The 26525-nt window shown below is 63.8% G+C and carries 25 protein-coding genes and 1 tRNA gene; 14 read left to right on the top strand and 12 right to left on the bottom strand.

What is annotated here, in order from left to right:
- Nucleotide 1: 1 nt before the first annotated feature.
- Nucleotides 2-811 carry an arginyltransferase gene (locus GXY01S_RS02185; protein WP_061271748.1) on the top strand — a complete coding sequence of 270 codons (810 nt, stop codon included), beginning with the start codon at nucleotides 2-4 and terminating at the stop codon, nucleotides 809-811.
- A gap of 75 nt (nucleotides 812-886) precedes the next feature.
- Here the strand turns inward: GXY01S_RS02185 and parC are convergent, their stop codons facing one another.
- The 4 genes from parC to rpsB all read right to left on the bottom strand — a co-directional run bounded on the left by parC (nucleotide 887) and on the right by rpsB (nucleotide 5799).
- Complete coding sequence (gene parC / locus GXY01S_RS02190; protein WP_061271749.1) at nucleotides 887-3103, bottom strand: DNA topoisomerase IV subunit A; 2217 nt, start codon at nucleotides 3101-3103, stop codon at nucleotides 887-889.
- A gap of 59 nt (nucleotides 3104-3162) precedes the next feature.
- The gene (gene recO, locus GXY01S_RS02195) at nucleotides 3163-3954 is read right to left on the bottom strand and encodes a DNA repair protein RecO (RefSeq protein WP_061271750.1); all 792 of its coding nucleotides are present in this window, start codon (nucleotides 3952-3954) and stop codon (nucleotides 3163-3165) included.
- 48 nt (nucleotides 3955-4002) lie between these two features.
- Complete coding sequence (tsf, locus tag GXY01S_RS02200) at nucleotides 4003-4908, bottom strand: translation elongation factor Ts (protein ID WP_061271751.1); 906 nt, start codon at nucleotides 4906-4908, stop codon at nucleotides 4003-4005.
- A gap of 105 nt (nucleotides 4909-5013) precedes the next feature.
- A complete protein-coding gene (gene rpsB, locus GXY01S_RS02205) occupies nucleotides 5014-5799 on the bottom strand; it encodes a 30S ribosomal protein S2 (protein ID WP_061271752.1) in 786 nt (261 codons plus the stop codon).
- 274 nt (nucleotides 5800-6073) lie between these two features.
- Here rpsB and GXY01S_RS02210 point away from each other — a divergent pair, with 274 nt between their 5' ends.
- Nucleotides 6074-6505, top strand: a complete 432-nt coding sequence (locus GXY01S_RS02210; RefSeq protein ID WP_061271753.1) for an OsmC family protein — start codon at nucleotides 6074-6076, stop codon at nucleotides 6503-6505.
- A gap of 19 nt (nucleotides 6506-6524) precedes the next feature.
- Here GXY01S_RS02210 and aroC read toward each other — a convergent pair whose 3' ends face one another.
- Nucleotides 6525-7598 carry a chorismate synthase gene (aroC, locus tag GXY01S_RS02215; RefSeq protein ID WP_061271754.1) on the bottom strand — a complete coding sequence of 358 codons (1074 nt, stop codon included), beginning with the start codon at nucleotides 7596-7598 and terminating at the stop codon, nucleotides 6525-6527.
- A 19-nt stretch (nucleotides 7599-7617) separates the two neighbouring features.
- Nucleotides 7618-8457, bottom strand: a complete 840-nt coding sequence (fabI, locus tag GXY01S_RS02220; protein ID WP_061271755.1) for an enoyl-ACP reductase FabI — start codon at nucleotides 8455-8457, stop codon at nucleotides 7618-7620.
- Nucleotides 8458-8659: 202 nt separating this feature from the next.
- On the opposite strand from fabI, the gene pdxH reads away from it, so the two are divergent.
- The 8 genes from pdxH to GXY01S_RS02260 all read left to right on the top strand — a co-directional run bounded on the left by pdxH (nucleotide 8660) and on the right by GXY01S_RS02260 (nucleotide 16532).
- The gene (gene pdxH / locus GXY01S_RS02225) at nucleotides 8660-9265 is read left to right on the top strand and encodes a pyridoxamine 5'-phosphate oxidase (RefSeq protein WP_061271806.1); all 606 of its coding nucleotides are present in this window, start codon (nucleotides 8660-8662) and stop codon (nucleotides 9263-9265) included.
- Nucleotides 9266-9364: 99 nt separating this feature from the next.
- On the top strand, nucleotides 9365-10246 hold the full coding sequence (locus GXY01S_RS02230) for a universal stress protein (RefSeq protein WP_061271756.1): 882 nt from the start codon (nucleotides 9365-9367) through the stop codon (nucleotides 10244-10246).
- 164 nt (nucleotides 10247-10410) lie between these two features.
- The gene (locus GXY01S_RS02235; RefSeq protein WP_061271757.1) at nucleotides 10411-11115 is read left to right on the top strand and encodes a phosphoadenylyl-sulfate reductase; all 705 of its coding nucleotides are present in this window, start codon (nucleotides 10411-10413) and stop codon (nucleotides 11113-11115) included.
- Nucleotides 11116-11193: 78 nt separating this feature from the next.
- The gene (gene cysD, locus GXY01S_RS02240; RefSeq protein WP_061271758.1) at nucleotides 11194-11988 is read left to right on the top strand and encodes a sulfate adenylyltransferase subunit CysD; all 795 of its coding nucleotides are present in this window, start codon (nucleotides 11194-11196) and stop codon (nucleotides 11986-11988) included.
- Between the two features lie 24 nt (nucleotides 11989-12012).
- Complete coding sequence (gene cysC / locus GXY01S_RS02245) at nucleotides 12013-13899, top strand: adenylyl-sulfate kinase (protein ID WP_061271759.1); 1887 nt, start codon at nucleotides 12013-12015, stop codon at nucleotides 13897-13899.
- Nucleotides 13900-14046: 147 nt separating this feature from the next.
- Nucleotides 14047-14376: a DUF2849 domain-containing protein gene (locus GXY01S_RS02250; RefSeq protein ID WP_061271760.1), complete on the top strand. Its 330-nt coding sequence runs from the start codon at nucleotides 14047-14049 to the stop codon at nucleotides 14374-14376.
- Entirely contained in the window at nucleotides 14366-16054 is a 1689-nt protein-coding gene (locus GXY01S_RS02255) for a nitrite/sulfite reductase (protein WP_061271761.1), read from the top strand. Before GXY01S_RS02250 ends, GXY01S_RS02255 begins: the two co-directional genes overlap by 11 nt.
- A complete protein-coding gene (locus GXY01S_RS02260) occupies nucleotides 16041-16532 on the top strand; it encodes a DUF934 domain-containing protein (RefSeq protein WP_061271762.1) in 492 nt (163 codons plus the stop codon). Before GXY01S_RS02255 ends, GXY01S_RS02260 begins: the two co-directional genes overlap by 14 nt.
- 185 nt (nucleotides 16533-16717) lie before the next feature.
- Here GXY01S_RS02260 and pgmG read toward each other — a convergent pair whose 3' ends face one another.
- The 3 genes from pgmG to GXY01S_RS02275 form a co-directional block, all read right to left on the bottom strand.
- Nucleotides 16718-18127 carry a phosphoglucomutase/phosphomannomutase PgmG gene (gene pgmG, locus GXY01S_RS02265; protein ID WP_061271763.1) on the bottom strand — a complete coding sequence of 470 codons (1410 nt, stop codon included), beginning with the start codon at nucleotides 18125-18127 and terminating at the stop codon, nucleotides 16718-16720.
- Nucleotides 18124-18993, bottom strand: a complete 870-nt coding sequence (gene galU / locus GXY01S_RS02270; RefSeq protein WP_061271764.1) for a UTP--glucose-1-phosphate uridylyltransferase GalU — start codon at nucleotides 18991-18993, stop codon at nucleotides 18124-18126. Before galU ends, pgmG begins: the two co-directional genes overlap by 4 nt.
- A gap of 412 nt (nucleotides 18994-19405) precedes the next feature.
- Nucleotides 19406-19491 (bottom strand) — tRNA-Leu (locus GXY01S_RS02275).
- 60 nt (nucleotides 19492-19551) lie between these two features.
- Between GXY01S_RS02275 and lipB the strand changes: the two genes are divergently transcribed.
- A complete protein-coding gene (gene lipB, locus GXY01S_RS02280) occupies nucleotides 19552-20244 on the top strand; it encodes a lipoyl(octanoyl) transferase LipB (RefSeq protein ID WP_061271765.1) in 693 nt (230 codons plus the stop codon).
- 20 nt (nucleotides 20245-20264) lie between these two features.
- Here the strand turns inward: lipB and GXY01S_RS02285 are convergent, their stop codons facing one another.
- Both GXY01S_RS02285 and GXY01S_RS02290 read right to left on the bottom strand, forming a co-directional pair.
- Nucleotides 20265-20891: a LolA family protein gene (locus tag GXY01S_RS02285; RefSeq protein WP_061271766.1), complete on the bottom strand. Its 627-nt coding sequence runs from the start codon at nucleotides 20889-20891 to the stop codon at nucleotides 20265-20267.
- Nucleotides 20888-21202, bottom strand: coding sequence for a BolA family protein (locus GXY01S_RS02290; RefSeq protein ID WP_061271767.1), 315 nt, complete (start codon nucleotides 21200-21202; stop codon nucleotides 20888-20890). Before GXY01S_RS02290 ends, GXY01S_RS02285 begins: the two co-directional genes overlap by 4 nt.
- 79 nt (nucleotides 21203-21281) lie before the next feature.
- Between GXY01S_RS02290 and GXY01S_RS02295 the strand changes: the two genes are divergently transcribed.
- The 3 genes from GXY01S_RS02295 (at nucleotide 21282) to cobT (ending at nucleotide 24971) form a co-directional block, all read left to right on the top strand.
- The gene (locus GXY01S_RS02295) at nucleotides 21282-21911 is read left to right on the top strand and encodes a J domain-containing protein (RefSeq protein WP_061271768.1); all 630 of its coding nucleotides are present in this window, start codon (nucleotides 21282-21284) and stop codon (nucleotides 21909-21911) included.
- 121 nt (nucleotides 21912-22032) lie between these two features.
- Complete coding sequence (gene cobS / locus GXY01S_RS02300; RefSeq protein WP_061271769.1) at nucleotides 22033-23058, top strand: cobaltochelatase subunit CobS; 1026 nt, start codon at nucleotides 22033-22035, stop codon at nucleotides 23056-23058.
- Between the two features lie 17 nt (nucleotides 23059-23075).
- Nucleotides 23076-24971, top strand: coding sequence for a cobaltochelatase subunit CobT (gene cobT / locus GXY01S_RS02305; RefSeq protein ID WP_061271770.1), 1896 nt, complete (start codon nucleotides 23076-23078; stop codon nucleotides 24969-24971).
- Nucleotides 24972-25022: 51 nt separating this feature from the next.
- On the opposite strand, the gene GXY01S_RS02310 is transcribed toward cobT, so the two are convergent.
- A complete protein-coding gene (locus tag GXY01S_RS02310; protein ID WP_061271771.1) occupies nucleotides 25023-26456 on the bottom strand; it encodes a pyridoxal phosphate-dependent decarboxylase family protein in 1434 nt (477 codons plus the stop codon).
- Between the last annotated feature and the right edge of the window lie 69 nt (nucleotides 26457-26525).

Raw genomic sequence — 26525 nt, forward strand, 5'->3', positions numbered from 1 at the left:
CATGACCTACACATCGCCACGGCATCCACAGCTGTTCTATACCACCGCCCCCATGCCCTGCCCCTACCTGCCGGGCCGCATGGAGCGCAAGGTCGTGACCGAAATTGGCGGCCCCGAGGCCGTGCCGTTCCATAACCGCCTGTCACGCGCGGGGTTCAGGCGCAGCCACACCATTGCCTATGCCCCTGTCTGCGCCAACTGCACCGCCTGCACGCCCATACGCGTGCCGGTGGCCCGCTTTGCGCCCAGCCGCACGCAGCGCCGCGTGCTTGCACGCAATAACGCGCTGTCGGGCACGCGCGTGCCGCCCCATGCCACACCCGAGCAGTTCAACCTGTTCAGCGCCTATCAGGCCACCCGGCATGACGGGGGCGACATGGCCTCCATGACCTTCCCCGATTACCGCGCCATGATCGAGGATACGACGGTCGAGACCTTCATGATCGAGTTCCGCGACACGGCGGGCCGCCTGGTCTGCGTGGCGCTGGTGGACCAGCTTGATGACGGACTGTCCGCCGTTTATGATTTTTTTGACCCCCACATGCCCTCACGCTCATTGGGCACGTTCGCGGTGCTGCACCTGATCGAATATACCCGCACGCTCGGCCTGCCCTATCTGTATCTGGGCTACTGGATCAGCGAGAGCCACAAGATGGCCTACAAGGCCCGCTTCCGCCCCGCCCAGATCATGATGCGCGGCGTATGGCATGACCTTGACCTGAGCCAGCCCGATGCCGCGCAGCCGCAGGACAGCGCCTTCCTGCCCGATGACCTGTTCCATCCGCCGCAACCGGGTATGGATAAAAAGTAAAACGCCGCCTGTTTTCACAAAGGCGGCGTTCTTTGAAGCTTTTTGAAAAAAGCTTCACCAAAAACTTTTCCCGTTTCAGCCCTTTGGCTTGCGGGTGGCCCAGGTGGGGGCCGGTTTGCCGGTATCGGCACGCTTGCCCACATACTCCTTCACATCGGCAAAGGGGCGGGTGCGGTTGGGATCAGGCCAGGCCAGGCCGGTTGCCGCGGTGAACACCATGGCATCACGCAGGCCGCCTTCCTTGTATTTCTGCAAGATTACGCCAAGGCCACGGGTCATTTCCGGCAACTGCGCGAGCGGGAAGACCAGCATGCGCCTGTTCTGCCCCAGCACCAGCACATGATCGCCGTCTGCCGGTGCGCAGATCAGCGCGCTTTCGTTTTCCTTGAGGTTCAGGATCTGCTTGCCGGTGCGTTTTTCCGCCGTCATGGCTGATTCCGCCACGACAAGGCCACGCCCGGCACTTGAGGCCAGCAGGCGCCTGGCGCTGTCATCAACCGGGAACATCGTGATGATGTCTTCATCATTCGACAGGTCGATCAGCAGGCGCAGCGGCTGGCCATCGCCCCGGCCACGCGGCAGTTCGGCCACGCGCAGCGTAAAGGCGCGGCCATCGGTGGCGAAGACGCACAGCCGGTCGTTGCTGTGGCATTCCACTGCCATGCCCGGCCCGTCGCCTTCCTTGAACTTGAGGCCCTGCGGATCCTGCCCATGGCCGCGTACGGTGCGGATCCAGCCCTTTTGCGACAGGATGACCGTCAGCGGATCCCGCTCGACCGGCAGGGCCGCTTCCACATCGATCTCGGGCGGCGGCTCGGCCAGCGTGCTGCGCCGGGCCCCAAGCGCGCCACTGCCAAAGTTCTTCTGGATGTCCCTGATTTCAGCCGCAATGCGCTTCCATCGCAGCCCTTCCTGGCCCAGCAGGTCCTGCAGGGACTGCTTTTCCGCGCTCAGCTTGGCGTGCTCGGCGCGGATTTCCATTTCTTCCAGCCGGCGCAGGCTGCGCAGGCGCATGTTGAGCACGGAGTCAGCCTGCAGTTCGGTCAGGCTGAAGGTGGCCATCAGCGCTGCCTTCGCATCATCCTCCTCGCGCACGATGCGGATGACCTCATCAAGGTTGAGGTAGACGGCAAGGAAGCCATCAAGAATTTCCAGCCGCCGGTTGACCGCCTGCAGCCGGTTGGTGCTGCGGCGCAGCAGCACGTCATGGCGGTGGTCGAGCCATGCCTGCAGCACGTCCTTCAGGCTGCGCACGCCGGGCACCTGATCGGCGCCGAGCACGTTCATGTTCAGGCCGAAGCGGCTTTCCAACTGGGTGGCGCGGAACAGCGTTTCCATCAGCACGGCGGGTTCGATGCCGCGTGACTTGGGCTCAAGCACCAGGCGGATATCGGTCGTGCTTTCATCGCGGATATCGGCCAGAAGCGGGAGCTTTTTAAGCTCCATCAGATCGGCTACCTGCTCGATCAGGCGTGATTTCTGCACCTGGTACGGGATTTCGGTCACAACGATCTGCCATGTGCCGAACCGGCCCTGTTCCACTTCCCACTTCGAGCGGATGCGGAAGGAGCCGCGCCCGGTCTCATACGCGCGGGCAATAGCGTCGCGATCCTCCACAATGGACCCGCCGGTGGGAAAATCCGGGCCCGGCATGTGTTCGAGCAGCTCAAGCGTGGTGGTGGCGGGCTTGCGGATCAGCGCAAGGGCTGCCGAACAGATCTCGCCCACGTTATGTGGCGGGATGGAGGTTGCCATGCCCACGGCAATGCCAGCCGCCCCGTTGGCCAGCAGGTTGGGGAAAGCGGCAGGCAGCACGACCGGCTCCTGCTCCTCGCCATCATAGGTGGGGCGAAAATCGACGCTGTCCTCGTCAATGCCTTCAAGCAGGGCCTTGGCCACGGCGGTGAGGCGGGATTCGGTGTAGCGCATGGCGGCGGCGTTATCGCCGTCGATCGAGCCGAAATTGCCCTGCCCTTCCACCAGCGGGTAGCGCACGGCAAAATCCTGCGCCAGCCGCACCAGCGCCTCATAGACCGAGGCATCGCCATGCGGGTGGTATTTACCGATCACGTCACCCACCACGCGGGCGCATTTCTTGAACCCCGACGTGGGGTCAAGCTTGAGCTGCTGCATGGCATAGATCATGCGCCGGTGCACAGGCTTCAGCCCGTCGCGCACATCGGGCAGCGAGCGCGACATGATGGTCGACATGGCATAGGCCAGGTAGCGCTGGCTCAGCGCATCGGCCAGCTTGGTATCTTCAATATGGCCGACTGTTGGGTCCACAGACATGCAATCTTCCTCCCGCAGGTGAACAGATAGCGAAACTTTACGGTTTGTCCAATGGTGTATCAGCCCGGCGGGGTGGGTGTCGTCTCCGCCGGGGCTCCGGGCGGCGTGATATCAGCCTCGCGCGCGATCAGGTCGAGCAGCCTGAAGCGTGCTTCAGGCACCGGGCGGTGACGCTGGCCAAACGCATCGCGTTGCAGGAAATGCCCGGTCAGGCGCAGGCCATCATACCAGTCCTGCGGGGTGCCGGTCTCATCGGGGTGCAGCACGAAACCGGGCAGCGGCAGAAGGCGCTGGCGCCATTCCCCTGCCCGTGCATCCGATACCGCGCGCCCCGTGCGGGGCGAGACCCAGCGCAGATCATCAGCAGGGCCACCAAGGGCGCAGCAGCCCAGATCGAGGCCAAAGCCCAGATCGGAGAGCAGCATCAGTTCCCAGCGTACGATTTCAGGCATGGCCTCGGCCACCGCCCAGTGCGGGTCGAGGCTGATCCGCGCCAGCAGGCTGGCCAGCCCCTGAAAAATGGCAGGGTGTGGCTCGCGCTCGGGCAGGCAGCCATCGGCCAGCGCGCAGAGCGAGGCCAGCATGGCCAGTGGCAGCGGGTCATCGAGGATGCGTGCAGCCGAGGCATGCACCACCTCGGCCGAGATATTACCCAACTGCTCGGACAGCCGCGCCACCCAGCGCGCGCGCACCAGATTGCCGGTCTGCCATACCGCACGCCCCCGGCTTGCCGAGCCGCCACGGGCAAGGCCGTGATAGAGGCCATGCTCACCGGTCAGCACATGCACGATGGCGCTGCCCTCGCCGTAAGGCGCGGCAGAAAGCACAAGGGCGGGTGCCTCCCATTCCATCAGGAAGCCCCCGCCCTCGTCAAAAGAAAACCGGAAACCGGCAACTGATCAGTTGCCGGCGGCCTTCGCCACTTCAGCGGCAAAGTCGTTGTCTTCCTTCTCGATGCCTTCGCCAAGATGGAAGCGCTCGAAGCCCTTCAGCTTGGCGCCTGCCTTCTCCACGATCTTGCGCACGCGGCTTTCGCCATCATGAACCCAGATCTGCTCGAGCAGCACGACTTCCTCATAGAACTTGCGGATGCGGCCATCGACCATCTTCTCGATGATGGCATCGGGCTTGCCCGAAGCCTTGGCCTGCTCCACCAGCACCGCGCGCTCACGCTCGAGCGCCTGCGGGTCAACGCTGTCAACATCGAGTGCTGCCGGGCGGGTGGCTGCGACATGCATGCCGATGCGACGGCCGAGGTCTTCGAGCGCTTCGCTGGCGCTCGGCGCTTCAACAGCGGCCAGAACGCCAATCTTGCCCAGGCCGGGGCTGACCGCGCCATGCACGTAGGTGGCGACCACGCCCGAGGGCACGCTCAGCACGCGCGCGCGGCGGATGGACATGTTCTCGCCAATGGTGGCGATCAGGTGCGTCAGTTCATCGGCCACGGTGCGACCGCTTTTCAGCACGGCGCCCTTGAGCTTTTCCAGATCATCGCCCACGGTCAGTGCGGCATGCGCCACTTCGGACACGAAGTTCTGGAAATGCTCGTTGCGGGCAACGAAGTCGGTCTCGGCGTTGATCTCGACCATGGCGGCCTTCAGGTCGGTCTGCGCCACGCCAACCAGGCCCTCGGCGGTAACACGGCCGGACTTCTTGGCAGCAGCCGACAGGCCCTTCTTGCGCAGCCAGTCGATCGCGCCCTCGATGTCGCCTTCGGCTTCGTTAAGGGCCTTCTTGCAGTCCATCATGCCCGCGCCGGTCTTCTCGCGAAGTTCCTTGACGAGCGCTGCGGTAATTTGCGCCATTATACTGATACTCCATCACGACAGGCGCACGCCCCGCAAGCGGGCGGGGCGTGTCCTTGCTGTGTCAGTTGTGCCAGCAGGCCTAGGCCACGCTGGCGCCCGTTTTCATTCCGCGCTTGCGGCGGCTTCCGTCACGGCCGTTTCCACGGCGGGGTCGACCGGCAGTTCCTCGGATGCACCGAAGTCCTCGCCAGATGCGCCCAGCTCGGCGGAGATGCCATCGAGCACGGCGGACGAAACCAGCTCGCAATACAGTGCGATGGCGCGGATGGCGTCGTCATTGCCCGGAATCGGGAAGGTCACGCCACGCGGGTCGGAGTTGCTGTCCAGCACGGCCACGACCGGGATACCCAGCTTGTTGGCTTCCTCGACCGCCAGCTTTTCCTTGTTCGTGTCGATCACGAACAGGATGTCGGGCAGGCCGCCCATTTCCTTGATGCCGCCGAGCGAACGCTCAAGCTTCTCGCGGTCGCGGGTGATGTCCAGGACTTCCTTCTTGGTCAGGCCCTGGGTGCCGTTTTCCAGCATCTCGTCAATGCCGCGCAGGCGCTTGATCGAACCGGTGATGGTCTTCCAGTTCGTCAGCATGCCGCCAAGCCAGCGGTGGTTGACGTAATACTGGCCGCAGCGCTTGGCGGCTTCGGCCACCTGGTCGGCAGCGGCGCGCTTGGTGCCCACGAACAGCACGCGGCCACCACCGGCCACGGTGTCACGGATCGCCTTGAGCGCACGGTCCAGCATGGGAACGGTCTGCTGCAGGTCGATGATGTGGACCTGGTTGCGCACGCCAAACAGGTACGGCGCCATGCGCGGGTTCCAGCGGCGGGTGTGGTGACCGAAATGCACGCCGGCTTCAAGCAGCTGGCGCATTGTGAATTCAGGCATCGCCATGTCGGCTAAATCCTTGTGTCTGGTTTATCCTCCGTGAAGCACGCCCTGTATTGCAAGGACACCAGAGGTCTCGGCTTCACGTGCGAATTGGCCCCAACGCGGGACCGTGGCGGGATATGGCCGTTTTGGGCGCATAATGCAAGACCCAACCGGTGGCGAATGCATCGTGATGCAACTTTGGGGTCACGGGCCGGTTGCCCAGTGCTAGGGATAACCGTCACCCCCGGGTGCCGGATGTGCCCATGATGCAACTGCATGAAGGACTTGAACCACAATGGCGATTACGAAATTTGCGACGGCTCACTGGTCAGGCGGCCTGAAGGACGGCAAGGGCGAAATCTCGACCCAGAGCGGCGTGCTGAAAAGCCAGCCCTACGGCTTCAACACCCGCTTCGAGGACAAGCCCGGCACCAACCCCGAGGAACTGCTTGGCGCGGCCCACGCGGCGTGCTTCGCCATGGCGCTGTCCGGTATTCTTGGCGGCGCAGGCCTTACGGCGAAGTCGCTCGATGCAAAATCCGAGATCGTGCTCGACAAGCAGGGCGAAGGCTTTGCCATCACCCATGCGAAACTGACGCTGGAAGCCGAGATTCCGGGTGCGAGCGAAGCCCAGTTCAAGGAACTGGCCGAGAAGGCAAAGGCAGGCTGCCCGGTGTCCAAGCTGTTCAACGCGACCATTACGCTGGACGCGAAGCTGAAGGGCTGAGCAGCCTGTGGTGGGGAGCCTAGCTTCCCACCTGCCCCCGGTGGCGCAGCAGGTGATCGGCCAGCACGCAGGCAATCATCGCCTCGCCCACCGGCACGGCGCGGATGCCCACGCACGGGTCATGCCGCCCCTTTGTCATCACGTCCACATTCTCCCCTTCCCGCGTGACGGACGGCACGGGTGTCAGAATTGAACTTGTGGGCTTGACCGCAAAGCGTGCCACCAGCGGCTGCCCGGTTGAAATGCCGCCGAGTACGCCGCCTGCATGATTGGAGGCAAAACGGAGCCTGCCATCTTCCATGCGCATGGGGTCGGCATTTTCCTCGCCCGTCAGGCTGGCAGCGGCAAAGCCTTCGCCAATTTCAACGCCCTTGACGGCATTGATGCTCATGAGCGCCATGGCAAGGTCCGAATCAAGCTTGCCATAGATCGGCGCGCCCAGCCCCGGGGGCACGCCCTCGGCCACCACCTCGATCACGGCACCGATGGAAGACCCCTTTTTGCGGATATCGGCCAGGTAATCCTCCCAAACGGGCAGCGCCTGCGCATCGGGGCAGAAGAGCGGGTTGGCATTGACCAGATCCCAGTCCAGCTGCGCGCGGTCGATGCCGTGCGGGCCAACCTGCACCATGGCGCCCCGAATGCGCACGCCCGCGCCGAGCACCTTGCGGGCCACGGCACCGGCAGCCACCCGCATGGCCGTCTCGCGGGCCGAGGAGCGGCCGCCGCCACGATAGTCACGGATGCCGTATTTGGTGTCATACGCCACATCGGCATGGCCGGGGCGGTAGCGGGTGGCGATGTCGCCATAATCACGCGAGCGCTGGTCGGTATTGCGGATCAGCAGCGAGATGGGCGTGCCGGTTGTCTGCCCCTCGAACACGCCGGACAGGATCTCGACCTGATCGGCCTCCTGGCGCTGGGTGGTGAATTTTGACTGTCCCGGCCTGCGACGGTCCAGCCAGGGCTGGATGTCGCTCACATCCAGCGGGATGCGCGGCGGGCAGCCATCAATCACGCAACCAATGGCGGGGCCATGGCTTTCCCCCCAGGTGGTGACGCGAAACATGTGGCCGAAGGTGTTGTACGACATGAGGGCAGACTTCCCGCGATCAGTTACCCGCGACCGTAATGTCCGGCGCGGTGGGGTTCTTCATGCCGACAATGTGGTAGCCGGAATCAACATGATGGATCTCGCCCGTAACACCGCCCGACAGGTCGGACAGCATGTAAAGCCCCGCACCGCCCACTTCCTCAAGCGACACATTGCGCTCGAGCGGGGAGTTGTACTGGTTCCACTTCAGGATATAGCGGAAATCGCCGATGCCGTTGGCGGCCAGCGTCATGACGGGGCCTGCCGAGATGCCGTTGACGCGGATGCCATCGCCGCCAAGGTCAACCGCCATGTAGCGCACCGAAGCCTCGAGTGCCGCCTTGGCAACCCCCATCACGTTGTAATGCGGCATCACGCGCTCGGCGCCCAGATAGGTGAGCGTAAGCAGCGAGCCGTTCGGGTTCATGATGGCGGCAGCCCTGCGGGCGACGGCGGTGAAGGAATAGCACGAAATGTCCATCGCCTTGAGGAAGGCGTCACGCGGGGTATCGACATAACGCCCGCGCAGGAACTGCTTGTCCGCCCAGCCAATGGCGTGGACCAGGAAGTCGATCTTGCCCCATTCTTTCTCGATGGCGGCAAAGGTTTCGTCCATCGCGGCATCATCGGTCACGTCGCATGGCAGCACCAGCGTCGAGCCAACGGTCTCGGCCAGCGGGCGCACGCGCTTGCCCAGCGCCTCGCCCTGATAGGTAAAGGCCAGCTCGCCTCCCTGCTCGGCCACGGCGCGCGCGATGCCCCAGGCAATGGAGCGGTCATTCGCAACACCCATGACAAGGCCCCGCTTGCCTTTCATCAATGAACCCTTGATGGCGATTTTGGGCGCGCCGTCTGACATGCTGCTATCCTTAAACTGGTAAATGACAGATGAAATTTTCGGCCTCGTGGTTGCACAAGCTGCCGTTTCGGACAAGATGCCGAGTGCTGTAATTGTAGCTAATATTTGTCACACGGTAACTTACCTTATGTTTCCATATGTTTCGCATGCCGTCGCCCAGCCGGGGCGGCGCGCGCGAAACGCCCTGCGGAACCCGGAGCCCATGACCTCACCCCTGATCGACCTCGCCGCCGACCCGTTCGACCTGTTCACGGCCTGGATGGCGGATGCCACGGCCCATGAACCCAACGACCCCAACGCCATGGCGCTGGCCACCGCCACAGCCGAAGGGCGACCCTCGGTGCGGATGATCCTGCTCAAGGGCGCCGACCGGCGGGGCTTCGTGTTCTACACCAATCTCAACAGCCGCAAGGCGGGCGAACTGAAGGCCAACCCGCACGCCGCCCTGCTGTTTCACTGGAAGAGCATCCGCCGCCAGATCCGCATCGAGGGGCCTGTCGAACCCGTTACCCCTGCCGAGGCCGATGCCTATTTTGCCAGCCGCAGCCGCATCTCGCGGCTTGGCGCGATTGCCTCGAACCAGTCGCACCCGCTCGCTGAGCGTGCCGTATTTGAAAAAGCGGTGGCGGATCTCGAGGCCCGCTACCCCGACCCGGAGGCGATCATTCCCCGCCCCGCCAACTGGAGCGGCTTCCGCCTCGTGCCCCGGCACTTCGAGTTCTGGCAGGATCGCCCCTACCGCCTGCATGACCGCGCGGTATGGGATCGTGTGCCCGACGGGTGGCAGACCGAGCGCCTTTATCCCTGATGGCAGAACTTAACGGCGCCTGATCCGTTTTGCCCGGTAACGGGTGCCTGCAACGCCACCCAGGCAGATGCCCAATGAACGGATCAGGAGGCTCATCAGATGTGTGTGCGTAGGATATTGCTGCCGCTCGGTGGCGCAAGCCACGCGCAGAGTGCGCTGCATGTAGGTGGCGCGATTGCGCGTATGTTCGATGCGCATCTTGCCGTGCTGCATGTCGGAACCGACATGCAGGAAGTTGGCCCGCTGGTGGGCGAAGGCATGTCCGGCGTGATGGTGCAGGACATGATCTCCACCGCGCTGAAGGAAAGTTCCGAGCGCCTGCATGAGGTGCGCGGCCTGTTCGATGCCTTTGCGCGCCGTGAGAACATTCCGGTCGTGGCGGTGGATTCTCCCCTTTCGCCGGGCAACATGCATGCGCTTTCGGCCAGTTTCATCGCCCATAGCGGGCATACGCGCAGCGTGGTGTCGTTTCAGGCGCGGCTGTCCGATATCGTGGTGCTGCGCCAGCCCAACCCGGAAAGCGATGTCTCATCATCCGAGACCCTGCACGCCATCCTGTTTGAAAGCGGGCGCGGGGTCATTATTGCCCCGCCCGTAGCGCCCCCCACCATCGGCCGGCGCATCTGCATCGGCTGGAATGGCACGTCGGAGGCGGCATCGGCCATCCATCACGCCCTGCCCCTGCTGCGCCGGGCGGAAGCGGTATGCATCCTCTACAGCCCCGCCTACCAGCGGCCCGGGCCGGAGGCGCGGCATGTGCGCTCTTTCCTCTCGCTGCATGGCATTGAGGCCAATATTCACGAATTCGGGAGTGATACACGTCCCGTCGGTGAGGAAATGCTCGCCGCCGCTCATGATTTCAATGCCGACATGCTGGTCATGGGGGCATACTCGCACTCCCGCCTGCGCCAGATGATCCTGGGCGGGGTGACGCGTCATATGCTTGAAAACAGCGATATCGTGGTGCTCATGAGCCGTTAGCCGTGGTTTCGCACCCCGGCGCTGCCATGCCGCAGGGACATATATGAAATACGCATCAGGATACGTATAAATTATGCCTTTCCCTTGATTTTACACTCCGCCAAGAGTAGGTGTGGCGTGAAAAGAACGCTATGGCCTAGTGTAAATCGGGTGCGGGGAACATTATGCGTATCGATGCGGATGTTGTGGCTGAACTGAAGCAGGCGGGTGAAAACGCATCCGACGTGCTGCGTGTCGCCCTGGCGCGGCTGCGCGGCCGGATCGCGCTGGTATCGTCCTTCGGGGCGGAATCTGCTGTCATGCTGGCCCTTGCGGCTGAAATTGATCCTGCCGTTCCGGTCCTGTTCCTTGAAACGGGGCAGCACTTCCCCGAGACACTGGCCTACCGCCACGAACTCGCCCGCGTGCTGGGCCTGCGTGATGTGCGCGACCTGCACCCCAACCCCGTACAGCTTGAAAAGCGCGACCCCACGGCGGAACTCTGGGCCTTTGACCCCGATGCCTGCTGTGCCCTGCGCAAGGTCGAGCCGCTGGATGAGGCCATGATCCCGTTCGATGCGTGGATTACGGGGCGCAAGCGCACGCAAGCGGCCACACGGCAGGGCCTGCCCGTGATCGAGGATGCGCCGGGCGGCAAGATCAAGCTGAATCCCCTCATTGCCTGGACGCCGCGCGAACTCGATGCCGAGATGACGCGCCGCAACCTGCCGCGCCACCCGCTTACGCTGCGCGGTTATCCTTCCATCGGGTGCGCGCCATGCACGCGCCCCGTGGCCGAGGGCGCCGACCCGCGCGAGGGGCGCTGGGCAGGCAAGGCCAAGACCGAATGCGGCATACATATGCGCAAGCCGGCAAGGCAGGGCGCATGATTTCCTTTTCCGCCTCCCCCGCGCCGGGGCGCGCGGTTTCTCCCGTTTTCTTTCCTGTTACGGAAGGTCTGTAATTCCATGGACGATCTCGACCAACTCGAGGCCCAGAGCATCTTCATTCTGCGTGAAGCCTATCGCAAGCTGAAGCCGCTGGCGATGCTGTGGTCGCTGGGCAAGGACTCAAACGTCATGCTCTGGCTGGCGCGCAAGGCCTTCCTCGGGCGCGTGCCGTTTCCGGTCATGCATGTCGATACCGGCAAGAAATTCCCGGAAATGTACAAATTCCGCGATGAATACACCAAGAAGTGGAACCTCGAGCTGCTGCTGGGCGATTGCCCGCCGGTCGAGGAAATCGATCCCACCCTGCCGCCCGCTGCCCGTTCCGCCGCGCGCAAGACGGCCGGGCTTGCCGCGATGATCGACAAATACAAGCTGGCAGGCGTGATCGCGGGCATCCGGCGCGATGAACAGGCCACCCGCGCCAAGGAACGCGTGTTCAGCCCGCGCGGCTCGGGCCATAAATGGGATGTGCGTAACCAGCCCCCCGAATTCTGGGATCAGTACGCCACCCCGCACGAGGCGGGCGTGCATGTGCGTGTTCACCCCCTGCTGTCATGGCGCGAGATCGACATCTGGCGTTATATCGAGCGTGAGGGCATTCCGCTGGTCGACCTCTATTTTTCGAAAGAGGGCAAGCGCTACCGCTCGCTGGGCGACCAGGACATTACCAGCCCGATCGAGAGCAATGCCTCGACCGTGGCCGAGGTGATTGCCGAGCTCGAAACCTCGCGCACATCCGAGCGCGCGGGCCGTGCGATGGATCATGAATCCGAGGACGCCTTCGAGCGCCTGCGCGTGGCCGGCTATCTCTGAGCGGACAGGACGGAGTTACAGACAATGAATACAATCCCGACCCCTGCCCCGCAGGATGCCGCCACCCCCATCGTGATCGTGGGCCATGTCGATCATGGCAAGTCCACGCTTATCGGTCGCCTGCTGTATGATACCGACAGCCTGCCCGAAGGGCGCGTGGCGCAGATCATCGAGTCCAGCAAGAAGCGCGGGCTGACGGTTGAATGGAGCTTTTTGCTCGACAGCCTGCAGATCGAGCGCGACCAGGGCGTGACGGTTGATTCCACGCGCATTCCCTTCAGGCTGGGCAGCCGCCAGTTCGTGATCGTGGATGCGCCGGGCCACCGCCAGTTCCTGCGCAACATGATTACGGGCGCCGCCGATGCCGAGGCCGCCGTGCTGGTGGTTGACGCCAATGAGGGCGCGCAGGAGCAGACCCGCCGCCATGCCATGCTGCTGCGCCTGATCGGCATCCGGCATGTGATCGTGTTCATGAACAAGGTCGATATCTTCAACTACGACCAGAAGAAGATCGAGGCCGCCGAGCGCGACATCACCAAGCTGCTGCTCCAGCTTGAAATCGAGCCGACCGTGTTCGTGCCCGCATCCGCGCGTGAGGGCGACAACATGGCCTCGCGCTCGGACAAGATGCCATGGTACAAGGGCCCGACCCTGACCGAGGCGCTGGCCGCCGTCCCGGCCCCCTCGTCACGCGCCGACCTGCCGCTGCGCCTGCCGGTGCAGGATGTCTACCGCTTTGACACCAAGCGCATCGTAGTGGGCCGCATCGAGCGCGGGCGCATCCGCGTGGGCGATGAGGTGGTGATTGGGGTGCATGGCGCAAAAGCGCGCATCGCCAGCATTGAAAGCTGGCACACCGCCCCGCAGGTTGCCGCCGTTGCTGGCCAGTCCGTGGCCGTAACGCTTGAGCCGGACGTGATCCCCGACCGGGGCGATTTCCTGTTCCCTGCCGATCACGCGCCGCAGCGGGCAGCGCGTATCCGCACGCGCCTGTTCTGGCTGCGCCAGGAGCCGCTGCGCGTGGGCGAGAGCTTCAAGCTGCGCCTGGCCACGGCCGAGCATCAGGTCACCGTAGCCGCCATTGATTCGGTCGTGCGGCTTGAAGACCTGACCGAGCACCCCGCCGAGGAAGTGCCGCCCGAAGGCTTTGCCGAGATTACGCTGGCCGTGTCAGAAACCATGCTGTTCGACCCGTTCGTGCCCGGCACGGCTGACGGGCGTGGCGTGCTGGTGGACCGCAACCAGCAGATCGTGGGCGGCGCGCCGCTGATCGGGGTGGCCGAGAGCGTTGCAGGCCGCAATGCCATCCACCCCACCGGCAGCGCCGTATCGCTGTGGGACCGCGCGCAGGCCAAGGGGCATCGTGGTGGTGTGTTCTGGATGACCGGCCTGCCGGGTGCGGGCAAGAGCACGCTGGCGCGCGAGGCGGAAAACCGCCTGTTTGCCCGTGGCATCGACGTCTCGGTGCTTGATGGTGATACGCTGCGGGCCGGGCTGTGCGCGGACCTTGGCTTCTCGGAAGCCGACCGGCGCGAGAACGTGCGCCGTGCCGCTGCCGTCGCCCGCATCCTGGCCGAGAGCGGGCAGGTGGTGATCGTGGCCCTGATCTCGCCCACCGTGGCGGATCGTGAACTGGCGCGGCAGATCGTGGGCGAAGGTTTCCATGAAATCTTCATCGACACGCCGCAGGCCACCTGCGAGCAGCGCGACCCCAAGGGGCTGTATGCTGCCGCCCGCGCGGGCAAGATCGAGGGCTTTACCGGCGTGGATGCGCCTTACGAAGCCCCGGCGAAGCCCGACCTGCGGGTCGGTACCACCGATGCAACGCGTGATGAGACAGCCGCCCGGCTTGCGACTTACATCACGGATGCCATCCGTCTCGATGCTGCATCACGGCGCCAGACATCCTGAATGCTGCAACCGGCATGCCCTGTTGCAGGCATGCCGGTATTGCAGTACCGGAGTGAAAAAAATGGGTGCGCGGGCCTGGCCCGCGCACCCATTTACAGCAGTTTAAGGCAGTTACATGCCCGTTGCCTGAAAGGGATCGGTTCAGAAGTGGATGTCAGGAACAACCGCCGGGACATGACCGGCGCCAGCGTCATTACCGCCAACCGGCTGCTTGATGGCCGTATCGTGTGGCTTGCCCCGCAGGGCTGGTCGGAGGCGATCGGCCAGGCCCGCGTGTTTGACAATGCAGCGGTGGAAGACGCCATAAAGCAGGCGAAGGCCGCGGCAGATGCCAACACCGTGGTGGGCATCTATGGCGTGCAGCTTGACCCTGATGCCACGCAGATCACCCCCCTGACCGTGCGCGAGCGCATCCGTGCCTTCGGGCCGACGGTGCACCCCGATTTCGCCCCCGTGGAGACGCCCCATGTCCACTGACACCGCAACCCTGCCGGTTGGCCGGTACGCCTATGATGAGGTGGATCGCACCTTCCTGTCGCAGCGCGTGGCCCAGTTTCGCGAGCAGGTGGGCCGCCGCGTGGCGGGCGAACTGACCGAGGACGAATTCAAGCCCCTGCGCCTGATGAACGGCCTGTACCTGCAACTGCATGCCTACATGCTGCGCGTGGCCGTGCCTTATGGCATGATGGGTTCGGACCAGATGCGCGAACTCGCCCATATCGCCCGCACCTATGACCGCGATTACGGTCACTTCACCACGCGCCAGAACATCCAGTTCAACTGGATCCGGCTGGAAGATACGCCCGACATCCTCGAGCGGCTGGCGGGCGTGAACATGCATGCCATCCAGACCAGCGGCAACTGCATCCGCAACGTGACGTGTGACGAGTTTGCCGGTGCCGCAGCCGATGAACTGCTTGACCCGCGCATCCACGCCGAGATTTTGCGCCAGTGGTCAACGCTGCACCCGGAATTCTCCTTCCTGCCGCGCAAGTTCAAGATCGCCATCAGTGGCAGTCCGCATGACCGCGTAGCCGCGCGTTTTCATGATATCGGGCTGGTTGCCCATCCCGGCCCGGACGGGCGGGCAGTGTTCGATGTGTTCGTAGGCGGCGGGCTTGGCCGCACGCCCATCATTGGCGTTAAACTGCGCGACAACCTGCCCGAGGAAGACCTGCTGGCCTACCTTGAGGCCGTGGTGCGCGTGTACAACGCCTATGGGCGGCGCGACAACATGTACAAGGCGCGGATCAAGATCCTTGTGCAGGCGCTGGGCGTGGACCAGTTCCGTGAAAAGGTCGATGCCGAATTCGCCCAGATGAACCGCGCGGATTACCGGCTGGACCCCGCCATTGTGGAAGGCATTCGCGCCCGCTTCGGCATCCCTGCTCTGGATGCGCCTGCCAATGCGGCAGACAGGCTCGATTCCGACCGCAAGGCCGATGCCCGCTTTGATCGCTGGGTGCGCACCAACACCCATGCGCACCGGCATGAAGGCTTCATCAGCGCAGTTGTCTCCATCAAGCCTGATGGCGGCATTCCCGGCGACGTAACCGCCGACCAGATGGACCTGATCGCGGCGCTGGCCGATGATTTTTCGTTTGGCGAGATCCGCGTGACCCACATGCAGAATGTGGTGCTTGGCCATGTGCGCAAGGACCAACTGCGCGACCTGTGGCTCAGGCTCGAGGGTGCCGGGCTGGGCACGCCCAATATCGGTCTGGTTGGTGATATCATCGCCTGCCCCGGCCTGGACTACTGCGCACTGGCCAATGCGCGCTCCATCCCCATTGCCCAGAAGCTGAGCGCACGCTTCGCCAACCCCGAACTGCAGGAAAACATCGGCACCCTGCGCATCAACATCTCGGGCTGCATCAATGCTTGTGGCCATCACCATGCAGGCCATATCGGCATTCTGGGCGTGGACAAGCGCGGCGAGGAGTTCTTCCAGCTTACCCTGGGCGGCTCGGCGGAAAATGACGTGGCCATTGGCCAGATCATCGGTCCGGCCCTGCCGGAGGATGAAACGGTCGACGCCATAGCCCGGTTGATCGACACCTACCTTGTGCTTCGCAACGAAGGCGAGGCGTTTATCGATACCTACCGGCGCCTTGGCGCCGCCAGCTTCAAGGATGCCGTCTATGCCCCTGCTTGAAAATGGTCATGTGACCGAAGACCGCTGGGCGCAGGCCATCGCAGGCGAAGCCCTGCCTGCTGGTGCCGTGATCGTGCCGCTTGACCGGCTGGAGGAAGGGCTGGCCCGCCCGAAGGATGCGCTGCTTGGCGTTGCCATCGGGCCGGATGTGGACGTGGCCGTGCTGCGCCCTGCCCTGCCCCGGCTGGCGCTGGTGGCAGTGAACTTCCCCACGTTTCGCGATGGGCGGGCATTTACGCAGGCGCGCGCGCTGCGCGAGCATCTGTCCTTTACCGGCGAGATCCGGGCCACCGGCACGCCGCTGCCCGACCAGTATGAGTTCCTGCTCCGCTGTGGCGTGACCAGCGTGCAGACCGACCGGGCGGAAGACGTGGCGGTATGGCAGCAGGCGCATGACATCATTTCCATCGCCTACCAGCCTTCCGTGCTGCATGAGCGCGCGCAGGGTCTGGGTCTGCGCCGTTTTCTGGGCAAATAAGAGACTGTTTGAAAACAGATCGTTGATAAAAAATAAGAAAAGTTTTTAGGTGTCGCCTTTTTGAAAAAAGGCGACGTCTTTCGAAGCTTTTTGAAAAAAGCTTCACCAAAAACTTATATAATTTAAGGGTTTTAGCGGGGCTATCTTTTTAAATAGTCTTTAAGCAATTCGCCTGGCAGCGTTGATTAATGTAGCCCGGGCGTGCCGGAAAAGTCGGGCGCGCGAAGGCCGGATGCTTCCAGTTGCGCCGTGATCGCGGCCTTCAGCCGTTCCAGCCCGGCAGCACTCGTGCCTTCCGCCCGGGCGACAAGAACCGCCTGGGTGTTGGAGGCGCGGAGCAGCCACCAGCCATCCGGCGTGGTGACGCGTACGCCATCAATGGTGGAGACACATGCCCCACTGCGTTCAAGCCGGGCGGCGACTTCGACAATCACCGTGAATTTGCGGGTATCGGCGCAGGCAAAACGCAGTTCAGGCGTGGAAACGGCAGTGGGCAGGCTCAGCCGCACATCTGAAAGCGGCCCCCTGAGGCGCGAGACAATGCCCAGCAGGCGCAGTGCTGCGTATAGCCCGTCATCAAATCCGTACCAGCGATCGGCAAAAAAGAAATGACCTGACATTTCGCCTGCCAGCGGCGCGCCGGTCTCGGCCATTTTCATCTTGATGGGGGAATGTCCGCTCTTCCACATCAGTGGCGTGCCGCCAGCGCGATCGATCTCGTCAAACAGCACCTGGCTTGCCTTGACATCGGCAATGACCGTGGCTCCCGCATGGTCGCGCAGGATGTCACGCGCCAGCACAACCAGAAGCTGGTCCGCCCACAGCACGGTGCCGGTATTGTCCACCAGGCCAAGGCGGTCGGCATCGCCATCAAAGGCCAGGCCCAGATCAGCCCCCTCTTCCCTCACGGCAGCAATAAGCTGCTCAAGGTTGGCCAGAACGGTCGGGTCAGGGTGATGGGCGGGAAACGTGCCGTCAATTTCAGCGTTGAGAATGCGGTGCCGGCCCGGCAGTTTTTTCACCAGTAGCGACAGGATTTCGCCTGCGGCGCCATTGCCGCTGTCCCACACCACATTGAGGGGGCGGTCCGTGCCGTCCCAGTCGCGCAGCAGGCGCTCTACATAGGCAGGGATCACGTTCACGTCGCGCATTGTGCCGGTAGCCTCGGCCACGACATCGCCGTTTGCGGCCAGTTGCCCGAGTTCGCGAATCTGCTCGCCAAAAAATGGCCTGTTGCCGAGCACCATCTTGAAGCCGTTATGGTCGGGCGGGTTATGGCTGCCTGTTACCATAATCGCGCCGTCGGCCCCCAGCGTGGTCGCGGCAAAATAGAGCATCGGCGTGGGGCCACGCCCGATGCGCAGTACAGTCATGCCAGATGCCAAGGCCCCCGCCCCGAGCGCATGCTCGAGAGCGGGGGATGACAGGCGTCCGTCATAACCGATAACGACGGTCGAGCCGCCAGCCCGTGCCACCATGGAGCCGAAGGTGCGGCCGATGGCATAGGCGTCGTCCTGCGTCAGGCTTTCGCCCACAACCCCGCGGATGTCGTATTCCCGCAGGCTTGTGGGGTCGAAATGGTGCCTGAAGCTCATTTATACTTTTTGAGGAATTCCCGCACGTCGCCCGCCAGGTCCTCGCGTGCGAGGGCGAAGGCGATCTGCGCCTCAAGGAAGCCGGGCTTGCTGCCGCAATCGAAGCGCTTGCCTTCGTAGCGGTAACCGTGGAACGGCACGTGGCCAATGGTCTTGGCCATGGCGTCGGTCAGCTGCACTTCGCCGCCGGCACCCTTTTCGAGCTTGGCAAGGTGCTTGAGCACGTCCGCCGTCAGCACGTAGCGACCAATGACCGACAGGGTCGAGGGCGCATCCTTGGGGTCGGGCTTTTCAACCAGGCCCTTGACTTCAACCGTCTTGCCATCATCCGCGCCGACGTCGAGGATGCCGTAGCTGCCGGTCTGCTCGCGCGGCACTTCGGTCACGGCCAGCACGTTGCCGCCGGTCTTGTTGTAGACTTCAACCAACTGGCCGATGCAGGACTTTTCGCTCTGCACCACGTCATCGGGCAGCAGGATGGCGAACGGGTCGTTGCCAATGAACTCACGGGCACACCAGATGGCATGGCCAAGGCCGAGCGGCTCCTGCTGGCGCACGGACAGCATGGACCCCGGCGTCACGCGCGTGGCTTCAAGCGCCTTCAGCGCGGAAGTCTTCTTGCGGGCCTTCAGCGTGTCTTCAAGTTCATAGGAAATATCGAAATAGTCGATCAGGGAATCCTTGCCCCGGCTGGACACGAGGCAGAATTCCTCGATCCCGGCTTCACGCGCTTCGTCGATGGCATACTGGATCAGCGGGCGATCGACGACGGTGAGCATTTCCTTGGGCACGCACTTGGTTGCGGGCAGGAAACGGGTGCCAAGGCCGGCCACCGGCAATACGGCTTTTTTAAGGGGCTTAATCACTAATATTTACCTCAAGATGCATAGCAGAAACAGGCAATCCCGGCTGACCACCCATTTTATAATGATGACAGGGATCAGGGTGTTGCCAGATGAGTAAGGATATAGCGTGCTTCATCAGGACCAAACATGATTTAAATCACTATGGCCACGCCTCATCGCCAATGATGGCGTAATCGACATCATTTGTAACATGCTGGCCAGTCCGGGTTGCTGCTCTGCGGGGTGTGTCATCCTGCGGTAGAGTGAAGCATTCAATGAGGAATAATCATGACTTTTTTATGACATGATCCCGAACGCCCTTCCCGTCAGGGAGTTGCAGGGAACAGGCAATTTAAATTCCGCACATGCGGAGACACACCTGCCCCGGAGGGGTGATGTGTCTGTTTTGCATCAATTTTCAGGAGAAAATCAGTGGTGCGGCCAAGAAGACTCGAACTTCCACGGGGTTGCCCCCACAAGCACCTCAAGCTTGCGCGTCTACCATTCCGCCATGGCCGCAACGTGACAACGAGCATCGGGTGAGCGATACCGTCATGACGATGAATGGGCGTATAGCTGATGAAAGACGAACGGGCAATGACCGAAAATGAATTTTTATGGGATAAAGCGCCACAACAGGTGCCCTATCCCACCGCATTGGCTCAGATGGAGGCTCAGGCCCGCGGAATTCGGGCGGGTACCGCCCCCGAGCGCGTGTGGCTGCTCGAACATCCCCCCACCTACACCGCCGGAACCTCGGCGAAGGATTCGGACCTGTTCAACCCGCGCGGCTACCCCACCTACCCGGCCGGGCGTGGCGGGCAGTGGACCTATCATGGTCCAGGGCAGCGCGTGGCCTATGCCATGCTCGACCTGACCCGCCCGCGCGCCATGGTGCCCCCGCGCGACCTGCGGGCCTATGTTCATGCGCTGGAGGAATGGATCATCCGCACCCTTGCCCGCTTTGGGGTGACGGGCGAGCGGCGCGCGGAGCGTATTGGCGTGTGGGTGGTCGATCCCGCCACGGGGCGCGAGGAAAAGATCGCGGCGATTGGCGTGCGGGTCTCACGCTGGGTGAGCTGGCATGGCATTGCGATCAATGTTGATCCCGACCTGAGCGATTTTGGCGGAATCGTGCCCTGTGGCATCAGCGAATACGGCGTGACCAGCCTGGCGAAGCTGGGCAGGCAGGTGCGCATGGAGGATGTGGATGCCGCGCTGGCCGAGACATGGGCCGCCTGTCTCGGCCCGATTCGCGGCGCGCAGGAGTAAATCCGCGCGCCGCCCTGCGGTCAGTTGCTGGCGCTGAGGGTAAACATTGTGTCAGGCCAGGACTGGCCGCTGACCGTGGTATCGGTCAGGTCGAGGCGGATGTGCTGGCGCTCCACATCGGTCATTTCAATGACCAGCAGCGACAGCCTGCCTCCGATATCCGCGAATCCGAGGGTCAGGATGCCCTGCGATTCGCTGTCGCGCCGCCCCAGCGAGACCTGCAGGCTGTTCTGCCCGTGCTGCACCGCTGTCACCGCAATCTGGCCAGACAGGTGCACCGGCTGGTCGAGCAGCAGGCCGAGCGGCTGGCGGCCAAGCGACATGCGGGTGACCGATTCGCGCCGGTGATCGACAAACAGCAGGTGCCCGTTCGCGGCCACCAGCTTCATCGAGCCCGGCGTTGCATAATCCAGCCGCAGGCGGCCGGGGTCGTAATGCATGATGCCCTGCCCCTTGCCGCCATCGGGCCATGTCTGCACGAAATTGGCCTGTAGCCCGCGTGAGGTGTTGAGATAGGTCTCGACGCGGGCGATATCATCGGCCTGGTTGGGCGATGTGGTGGCAGGCGTGCCCGCGCAGGCGGCGAGCAGCGTGAGCAGCCCCCCCATCATCAGCCGCCGCGTGGCGAAGGGAAAGGCGGGTTTCATGCCGTGGCCATCCGCGCCTGCTCGGCGGGCGTGCGCAGCACGAGCGAGAGCGCATGCATGCCACCCGCGAATTCACCCGCCAGCAGGTCATGCACCAGGCGCGAGCGCTGCACGCGGCCCACGCCCTCGAAGGCAGGGCTTACGATCAGCACGTTATAGTGACTTTCGCCAGCCTGCACGCCGTTGTCGCGCACATGCACGTGGTGGGCATGGCGTGCACTGTCATCGTGGATGGTGAGTTCCACCGGGGCGAGGTGTTGGCGTATGATGTGGTCGATCCGTCCGGCCCGGCCGGTTGCGTGCTGTTCCATTGGCGGCTCCATGATAGCGGGATCATTCATTGCACAGCTTCGCTCTTGCACGAAGCATGGACAGGCGCACATAACGGGAATGATGAAGAGAAGGAACACCCGGCACCGCGCCTTTGACCCCGATCCCGATGCGCCGGACCGCTGCTGCGACATGCATGGCTGCGACCAGCCCGCAGGCTACCGGGCCCCGCGCTCGCGTGATGCGCTGAACAAGTATTTCTGGTTCTGCCTTGAACATGTGCGTGAATACAATTCACGGTGGGACTATTATCGCGGCATGTCACCGGGCCAGATCGAGGCGCATATCCGCGCCGATGCCTCATGGGACCGTCCTTCATGGAAGCTGGGCCAGGGCAGTGCCGCCCGCGCGTTCAGCGAGGACGACGTGATCGACCCGCTCGACCTGCTCAAGGGGGCCGCCAAGGCGCGCGCGCGCAGCCGCACCCGCCGCCAGCAGGACGAGGACCGCCGGGCCGACGCGCCGCCTGCGCTGCGCTACCCGCTTGGCGTGCTCGACCTGGGCTGGCCCGTGTCGATGGAAGAACTCAAGACCCGCTACAAGCTGCTCGCCCGCCAGCATCACCCAGATGCGAATGGCGGCGACCGCAAGGCGGAAGAGCGCTTCAAGGGCATCAATATCGCCTACACCACCGTGCGCGCCCATCTGGTGGCCACCAGCGGGCGCGAGGATGTCGCCCGGAGCGCCTGAAACGGGCCGCGCCATCTTATGGCCGATCTGTTACAGATATGTTTATACTCGAGGCCCGATATGCCGCCCTGCGCTGTCATGGTGGGCCTTAACAGACGAAGTGACGGACGAGATAAAGCAGATGAACGAACCAGCAGACCTGACAACTGCCGCCGTGGATGCCAACGGCACGCCACTCCCCGCCATTTCGGCCGTCAATGCGCCTGACCTGCAGGTTTCGGCACGTGATGTGTTCGGCATCGATAGCGACATGAAGGTGCCCGCCTTCTCGGTGCGCACGGATCATGTGCCCGATATCGACCCGTCGTACAAATTCGACCATGACACCACGCTGGCCATCCTGGCCGGGTTTGCCTTCAACCGCCGCGTCATGGTGCAGGGCTATCATGGCACCGGCAAGTCATCGCATATCGAGCAGGTCGCCGCCCGCCTCAACTGGCCGAGCGTGCGCATCAACCTCGACAGTCACATCTCGCGCATCGACCTGATCGGCAAGGACGCGATCGTGCTGAAGGATGGCCAGCAGATCACCGAATTCCGCGAGGGGCTGCTGCCGTGGGGCCTGCAGCACCCCTGTGCGCTGGTGTTTGATGAATATGATGCCGGTCGGCCCGACGTGATGTTCGTGATCCAGCGCGTGCTGGAGGTGGAAGGTCACCTGACGCTGCTCGACCAGAACCGCGTGATCCGCCCGCACCCCTTCTTCCGCCTGTTCGCCACGGCCAACACGGTGGGCCTGGGCGATACGACCGGCCTGTATCATGGCACGCAGCAGATCAACCAGGGCCAGATGGACCGCTGGAACATCGTAACCACCCTCAATTACCTGCCCCACGCGCAGGAAACCGCCATCGTGCTGGCCAAGATGGGCATCGACCCCCAAAAGGACGAAGCCAGCCGCAAGCGGGTGGAAAGCATGGTGGCGCTGGCGGACCTTACGCGCTCGGGCTTCATCGCGGGTGACATTTCCACCGTCATGTCGCCGCGCACGGTCATAAGCTGGGCAGAAAACTTCCGTATTTTCAACGATCTTGCCTTCGCCTTCCGCGTTACGTTCCTCAACAAGTGCGATGAGGCGGAGCGCCCCACGGTGGCGGAGTATTACCAGCGTTGCTTCAACGCCAGCCCGCTGGCGCCACGGGGCTGATGACAGGGCAGGCACGCATGCAAGAGAACCGGAAAAAGACTCCCCCCCCGCAGGCCGAGGACGAAGCCCGCAGCGCCGAGAGCTTCAAGCGCGCCACGGTTGGCGCCGTGCGGGCCGTGGGCGGGCAGGCGCAGACCGAGGTCTCGTTCCTCAATGGTCCCGTGCCTTCCGGCGTGTCGGTTACCGGTACCCATGTGCGCCTGCCCCACCCCTCGCGCCGCATGACCGAGGCGGAAATGACCCGCATGCGCGGTGCAGCCGATGCCGCCGCCCTGCGCCTGCGCCACCACAACGCGCCCCTGCATGAAAGTGCCCGCCCGCCCGCGGGTGAGGCGCGTGAAGTGTATGACATGCTCGAGCAGGCCCGGGTGGAAAGCTTGGGTGCGCGGCACATGGCCGGGGTGGCCGCAAATCTTGATGCCCGCCTGGCGCAGGAATGCGCCGATATGGGCCTTGACCGCCTGCCCAGCCACACAAAGCTGCCTACGCCCTTCGCGCTGGGCCTGCTGGCGCGCGAGAACATGTCTGGCCATCCGGTGCCGCAATCCATGCGCGCACTCATGGCGCGCTGGGCCGATGACCTGCCGCCCGCCGCCCGCCGCGCCCTTGATGAGATGGCGGCACGGCAGGACAGCCAGCAGGAATTCGCCCAGGCCGCGCGCAGGCTGCTCATGGCGTGTGATCTGCTCGAGCAGGAAACCACGCCCGAGGAAGAGGCGGATGACGGCACGAACGATGCCGAGGCTGCCAGCAGCGACGACGAGGAACCCTCTGACGACACCACCCCTGATGCCCAGGAGGACGGCCCGGAAGAGGATGACAGCAACCAGCCCATGCAGATGTCGCAGGGTACCGGCGCCAGCGATGACGAACCCGATGATGGCGAACAGGGTGGCTCGGCCAGCGGGTCGGAAGAAGCCGGTGGACCCGCCGAGGGTGACGCGGAGGAAGCGGAGCCGCAGCGCGGCTACCATGCCTTCACCACCGTTTTTGATGAGGAAATTGCGGCCGAGGACCTGTGCGACGCGGAAGAACTGTTCCGCCTGCGCCAGACGCTCGACCAGCAGCTTGTCAGCATGCAGGGCGTGGTGTCCAAGCTGGCCAACCGCCTGCAGCGCAAGCTCATGGCGCAGCAGACGCGTGCGTGGGAGTTCGACCTTGAGGAAGGCATGCTCGATGCCGGGCGGCTTTCGCGCATTGTGGTCAATCCCATGCTCTCGCTGTCCTACAAGCGCGAGCGTGATACGGATTTCCGCGATACGGTGGTAACGCTCCTGATCGACAATTCGGGCTCCATGCGTGGCCGCCCCATCTCGGTGGCCGCCATGTGCGGCGATATCCTGGCTCGTACGCTCGAACGCTGCGCGGTGAAGGTTGAAGTGCTCGGCTTTACCACCCGTGCCTGGAAAGGTGGCCGCAGCCGCGAGGAATGGGTGCAGGCGGGCAAGCCTGAAAATCCGGGTCGGCTGAATGACCTGCGCCATATCATCTACAAGGCGGCCGACATGCCGTGGCGGCGTGCGCGGCGCAACCTTGGCCTGATGCTGCGCGAGGGGCTGCTCAAGGAAAACATTGATGGCGAGGCCCTGCTCTGGGCCCAGCGCCGCCTTGCCGCCCGGCCTGAAGGCAGGCGTATCCTGATGGTGATCTCCGATGGCGCGCCGGTGGATGACAGCACGCTGTCGGCCAATCCCGGTTCCTACCTCGAGAACCACCTGCGCGAGGTGATCGCCCATATCGAGACGCGGACCACGACCGAACTGCTGGCCATTGGCATCGGGCATGACGTGACGCGCTATTACCGTCGCGCCGTGACCATTACCGACCCCGAGGAACTTGGTGGCACGATGATGAAAAAGCTGTCCGAACTGTTTGGCGAGGAATCAGCGCGGGGGCCGCGACGCAGCCGCTGAAGGCTTCCCGCTCCCCTGCCCCGCGCCATGTCATTGGCGCGGGGCTTTTTTTTAGACTGCGACCAGCCTGCGGTCGGCGAGTTCAAGCAGCGCGTCGAGCATGCGGTCAACATCCGCATTGGTGGTGCGGTGGTTGACGATGGCCGCCCGCACGGCCTTGTGGCCGTTGATGATGGTGGTGGACGGCGCGGCAATCCCGCTTTCATGCAGGTCTTTCACCACCTCGCCATTGAAGTGGTCCAGATCCTCCACGGGGGCGATGATGCGGAAGCACACGATGTTCAGGGTCACGGGAGCGAGCAGTTCCAGCCGGGGGTTGGCCTCCACCCGGGCGGCAAGGTGGCGGGCGATGGCGCAGCAGTTGGCGATCATGTCGCCCATGCCATCGGCGCCATAGGTGCCCAGCGTCATCCATACCTTCAGCGCCCTGAACCCGCGTGACAGGTCGGGGCCGAGATCGCAGTACCACGGGCCATTGGTGGCGAGGCCCCGGTCCTCACGCGCCAGATAGGCGCGGGACTGGGCAAAGGCATCAACCTGCGCGCCGGGGCGGCGGACGAGGATGCAGCCTGCATCGTACTGCACCTGCGCCCATTTATGGAAATCAAACGCCACGCTATCGGCGCGCTCCAGCCCGCGCAGCCCTGGCCGCAGCGTGTCGGACAGCATGGCCAGCGCGCCGAATGCGCCATCGACATGAAACCAGATGTCCTCACGCGCGGCGATGTCGGCCAGCGTGTTCAGGTCATCAATCGCGCCGGTATCGACCGTGCCAGCCGTGCCGATCACGATAAACGGCTCAAGCCCCGCCGCGCGGTCGCGCGCGATGGCCTGCTCGAGTGCGGGTAGGACCATGCGGTTGTGTTCATCCACCGGGATCACGCGCAGGCTGTCCGTGCCCAGTCCGGTCAGGTCGAATGCGCGCGAAATGCAGCCATGCGCGGTGGCGGCGGCGTAGCCCACCAGTTTGCGGCTGCGCACGCCCTCGGTCCGCATCTTCAGCCCATCGGGCACGGCGCGACTGGCGGTGATGACAGCAATCATGTTGGCCATTGATGAGCCGGTGACCAGCAGCCCCGTGGTTTCGGCCGGGAAGCCGCACATCTCGGCGCCCCAGCGGATCACCTCGCGCTCGACCTCGATGGGCGCATGGTCGCGGCCGCCGCAATTGGCGTTCAGCCCCCCCACCAGCAGTTCCGACAGCATGCCCACCGCCGTGCCGCCGCCATGCACCCAGCCCATGAAGCCGGGATGCACGTTGCCGGTGGAATAGGGTTCAACCAGTTCGCGAAAGCGGGCGTACAGTTCTTCCGGTGGGGTGGGCGCGTGTGGCAGGCCGGTGCGCAACTGCGCGCGCAGGGCGGTCGGCATGGGCTGCCACACCGGGCGCTCGCGCAGGGTGGAGAGGCGGTCCATCATGTCATCGACCATCTGGTGGCCCAAGGCCCGCAGCGCATCCCAGTTATCCGGGTCCAGTCCTGTCATCTCTCTCCACCATTTCGTGCGGTTGTCATGCCCGGCGGGCATTGTCGGCCTGCCTACATACCGGGCCGG

It is taken from the genome of Komagataeibacter xylinus NBRC 15237 (genome assembly GCF_001571345.1).
In the GTDB taxonomy this organism is placed as follows: Bacteria; Pseudomonadota; Alphaproteobacteria; order Acetobacterales; family Acetobacteraceae; genus Komagataeibacter; species Komagataeibacter xylinus.

What these genes read in the sequence shown, in the direction of transcription:
- GXY01S_RS02185 (WP_061271748.1), top strand. Translation starts at nt 2, where the DNA reads ATGACCTACACATCGCCACGGCATCCACAGCTGTTCTATACCACCGCC.
- parC (WP_061271749.1), bottom strand. Translation starts at nt 3,103, where the DNA reads ATGTCTGTGGACCCAACAGTCGGCCATATTGAAGATACCAAGCTGGCC.
- recO (WP_061271750.1), bottom strand. Translation starts at nt 3,954, where the DNA reads ATGGAATGGGAGGCACCCGCCCTTGTGCTTTCTGCCGCGCCTTACGGC.
- tsf (WP_061271751.1), bottom strand. Translation starts at nt 4,908, where the DNA reads ATGGCGCAAATTACCGCAGCGCTCGTCAAGGAACTTCGCGAGAAGACC.
- rpsB (WP_061271752.1), bottom strand. Translation starts at nt 5,799, where the DNA reads ATGGCGATGCCTGAATTCACAATGCGCCAGCTGCTTGAAGCCGGCGTG.
- GXY01S_RS02210 (WP_061271753.1), top strand. Translation starts at nt 6,074, where the DNA reads ATGGCGATTACGAAATTTGCGACGGCTCACTGGTCAGGCGGCCTGAAG.
- aroC (WP_061271754.1), bottom strand. Translation starts at nt 7,598, where the DNA reads ATGTCGTACAACACCTTCGGCCACATGTTTCGCGTCACCACCTGGGGG.
- fabI (WP_061271755.1), bottom strand. Translation starts at nt 8,457, where the DNA reads ATGTCAGACGGCGCGCCCAAAATCGCCATCAAGGGTTCATTGATGAAA.
- pdxH (WP_061271806.1), top strand. Translation starts at nt 8,660, where the DNA reads ATGACCTCACCCCTGATCGACCTCGCCGCCGACCCGTTCGACCTGTTC.
- GXY01S_RS02230 (WP_061271756.1), top strand. Translation starts at nt 9,365, where the DNA reads ATGTGTGTGCGTAGGATATTGCTGCCGCTCGGTGGCGCAAGCCACGCG.
- GXY01S_RS02235 (WP_061271757.1), top strand. Translation starts at nt 10,411, where the DNA reads ATGCGTATCGATGCGGATGTTGTGGCTGAACTGAAGCAGGCGGGTGAA.
- cysD (WP_061271758.1), top strand. Translation starts at nt 11,194, where the DNA reads ATGGACGATCTCGACCAACTCGAGGCCCAGAGCATCTTCATTCTGCGT.
- cysC (WP_061271759.1), top strand. Translation starts at nt 12,013, where the DNA reads ATGAATACAATCCCGACCCCTGCCCCGCAGGATGCCGCCACCCCCATC.
- GXY01S_RS02255 (WP_061271761.1), top strand. Translation starts at nt 14,366, where the DNA reads ATGTCCACTGACACCGCAACCCTGCCGGTTGGCCGGTACGCCTATGAT.
- GXY01S_RS02260 (WP_061271762.1), top strand. Translation starts at nt 16,041, where the DNA reads ATGCCCCTGCTTGAAAATGGTCATGTGACCGAAGACCGCTGGGCGCAG.
- pgmG (WP_061271763.1), bottom strand. Translation starts at nt 18,127, where the DNA reads ATGAGCTTCAGGCACCATTTCGACCCCACAAGCCTGCGGGAATACGAC.
- lipB (WP_061271765.1), top strand. Translation starts at nt 19,552, where the DNA reads ATGAAAGACGAACGGGCAATGACCGAAAATGAATTTTTATGGGATAAA.
- GXY01S_RS02285 (WP_061271766.1), bottom strand. Translation starts at nt 20,891, where the DNA reads ATGAAACCCGCCTTTCCCTTCGCCACGCGGCGGCTGATGATGGGGGGG.
- GXY01S_RS02290 (WP_061271767.1), bottom strand. Translation starts at nt 21,202, where the DNA reads ATGGAACAGCACGCAACCGGCCGGGCCGGACGGATCGACCACATCATA.
- GXY01S_RS02295 (WP_061271768.1), top strand. Translation starts at nt 21,282, where the DNA reads ATGATGAAGAGAAGGAACACCCGGCACCGCGCCTTTGACCCCGATCCC.
- cobS (WP_061271769.1), top strand. Translation starts at nt 22,033, where the DNA reads ATGAACGAACCAGCAGACCTGACAACTGCCGCCGTGGATGCCAACGGC.
- cobT (WP_061271770.1), top strand. Translation starts at nt 23,076, where the DNA reads ATGCAAGAGAACCGGAAAAAGACTCCCCCCCCGCAGGCCGAGGACGAA.
- GXY01S_RS02310 (WP_061271771.1), bottom strand. Translation starts at nt 26,456, where the DNA reads ATGACAGGACTGGACCCGGATAACTGGGATGCGCTGCGGGCCTTGGGC.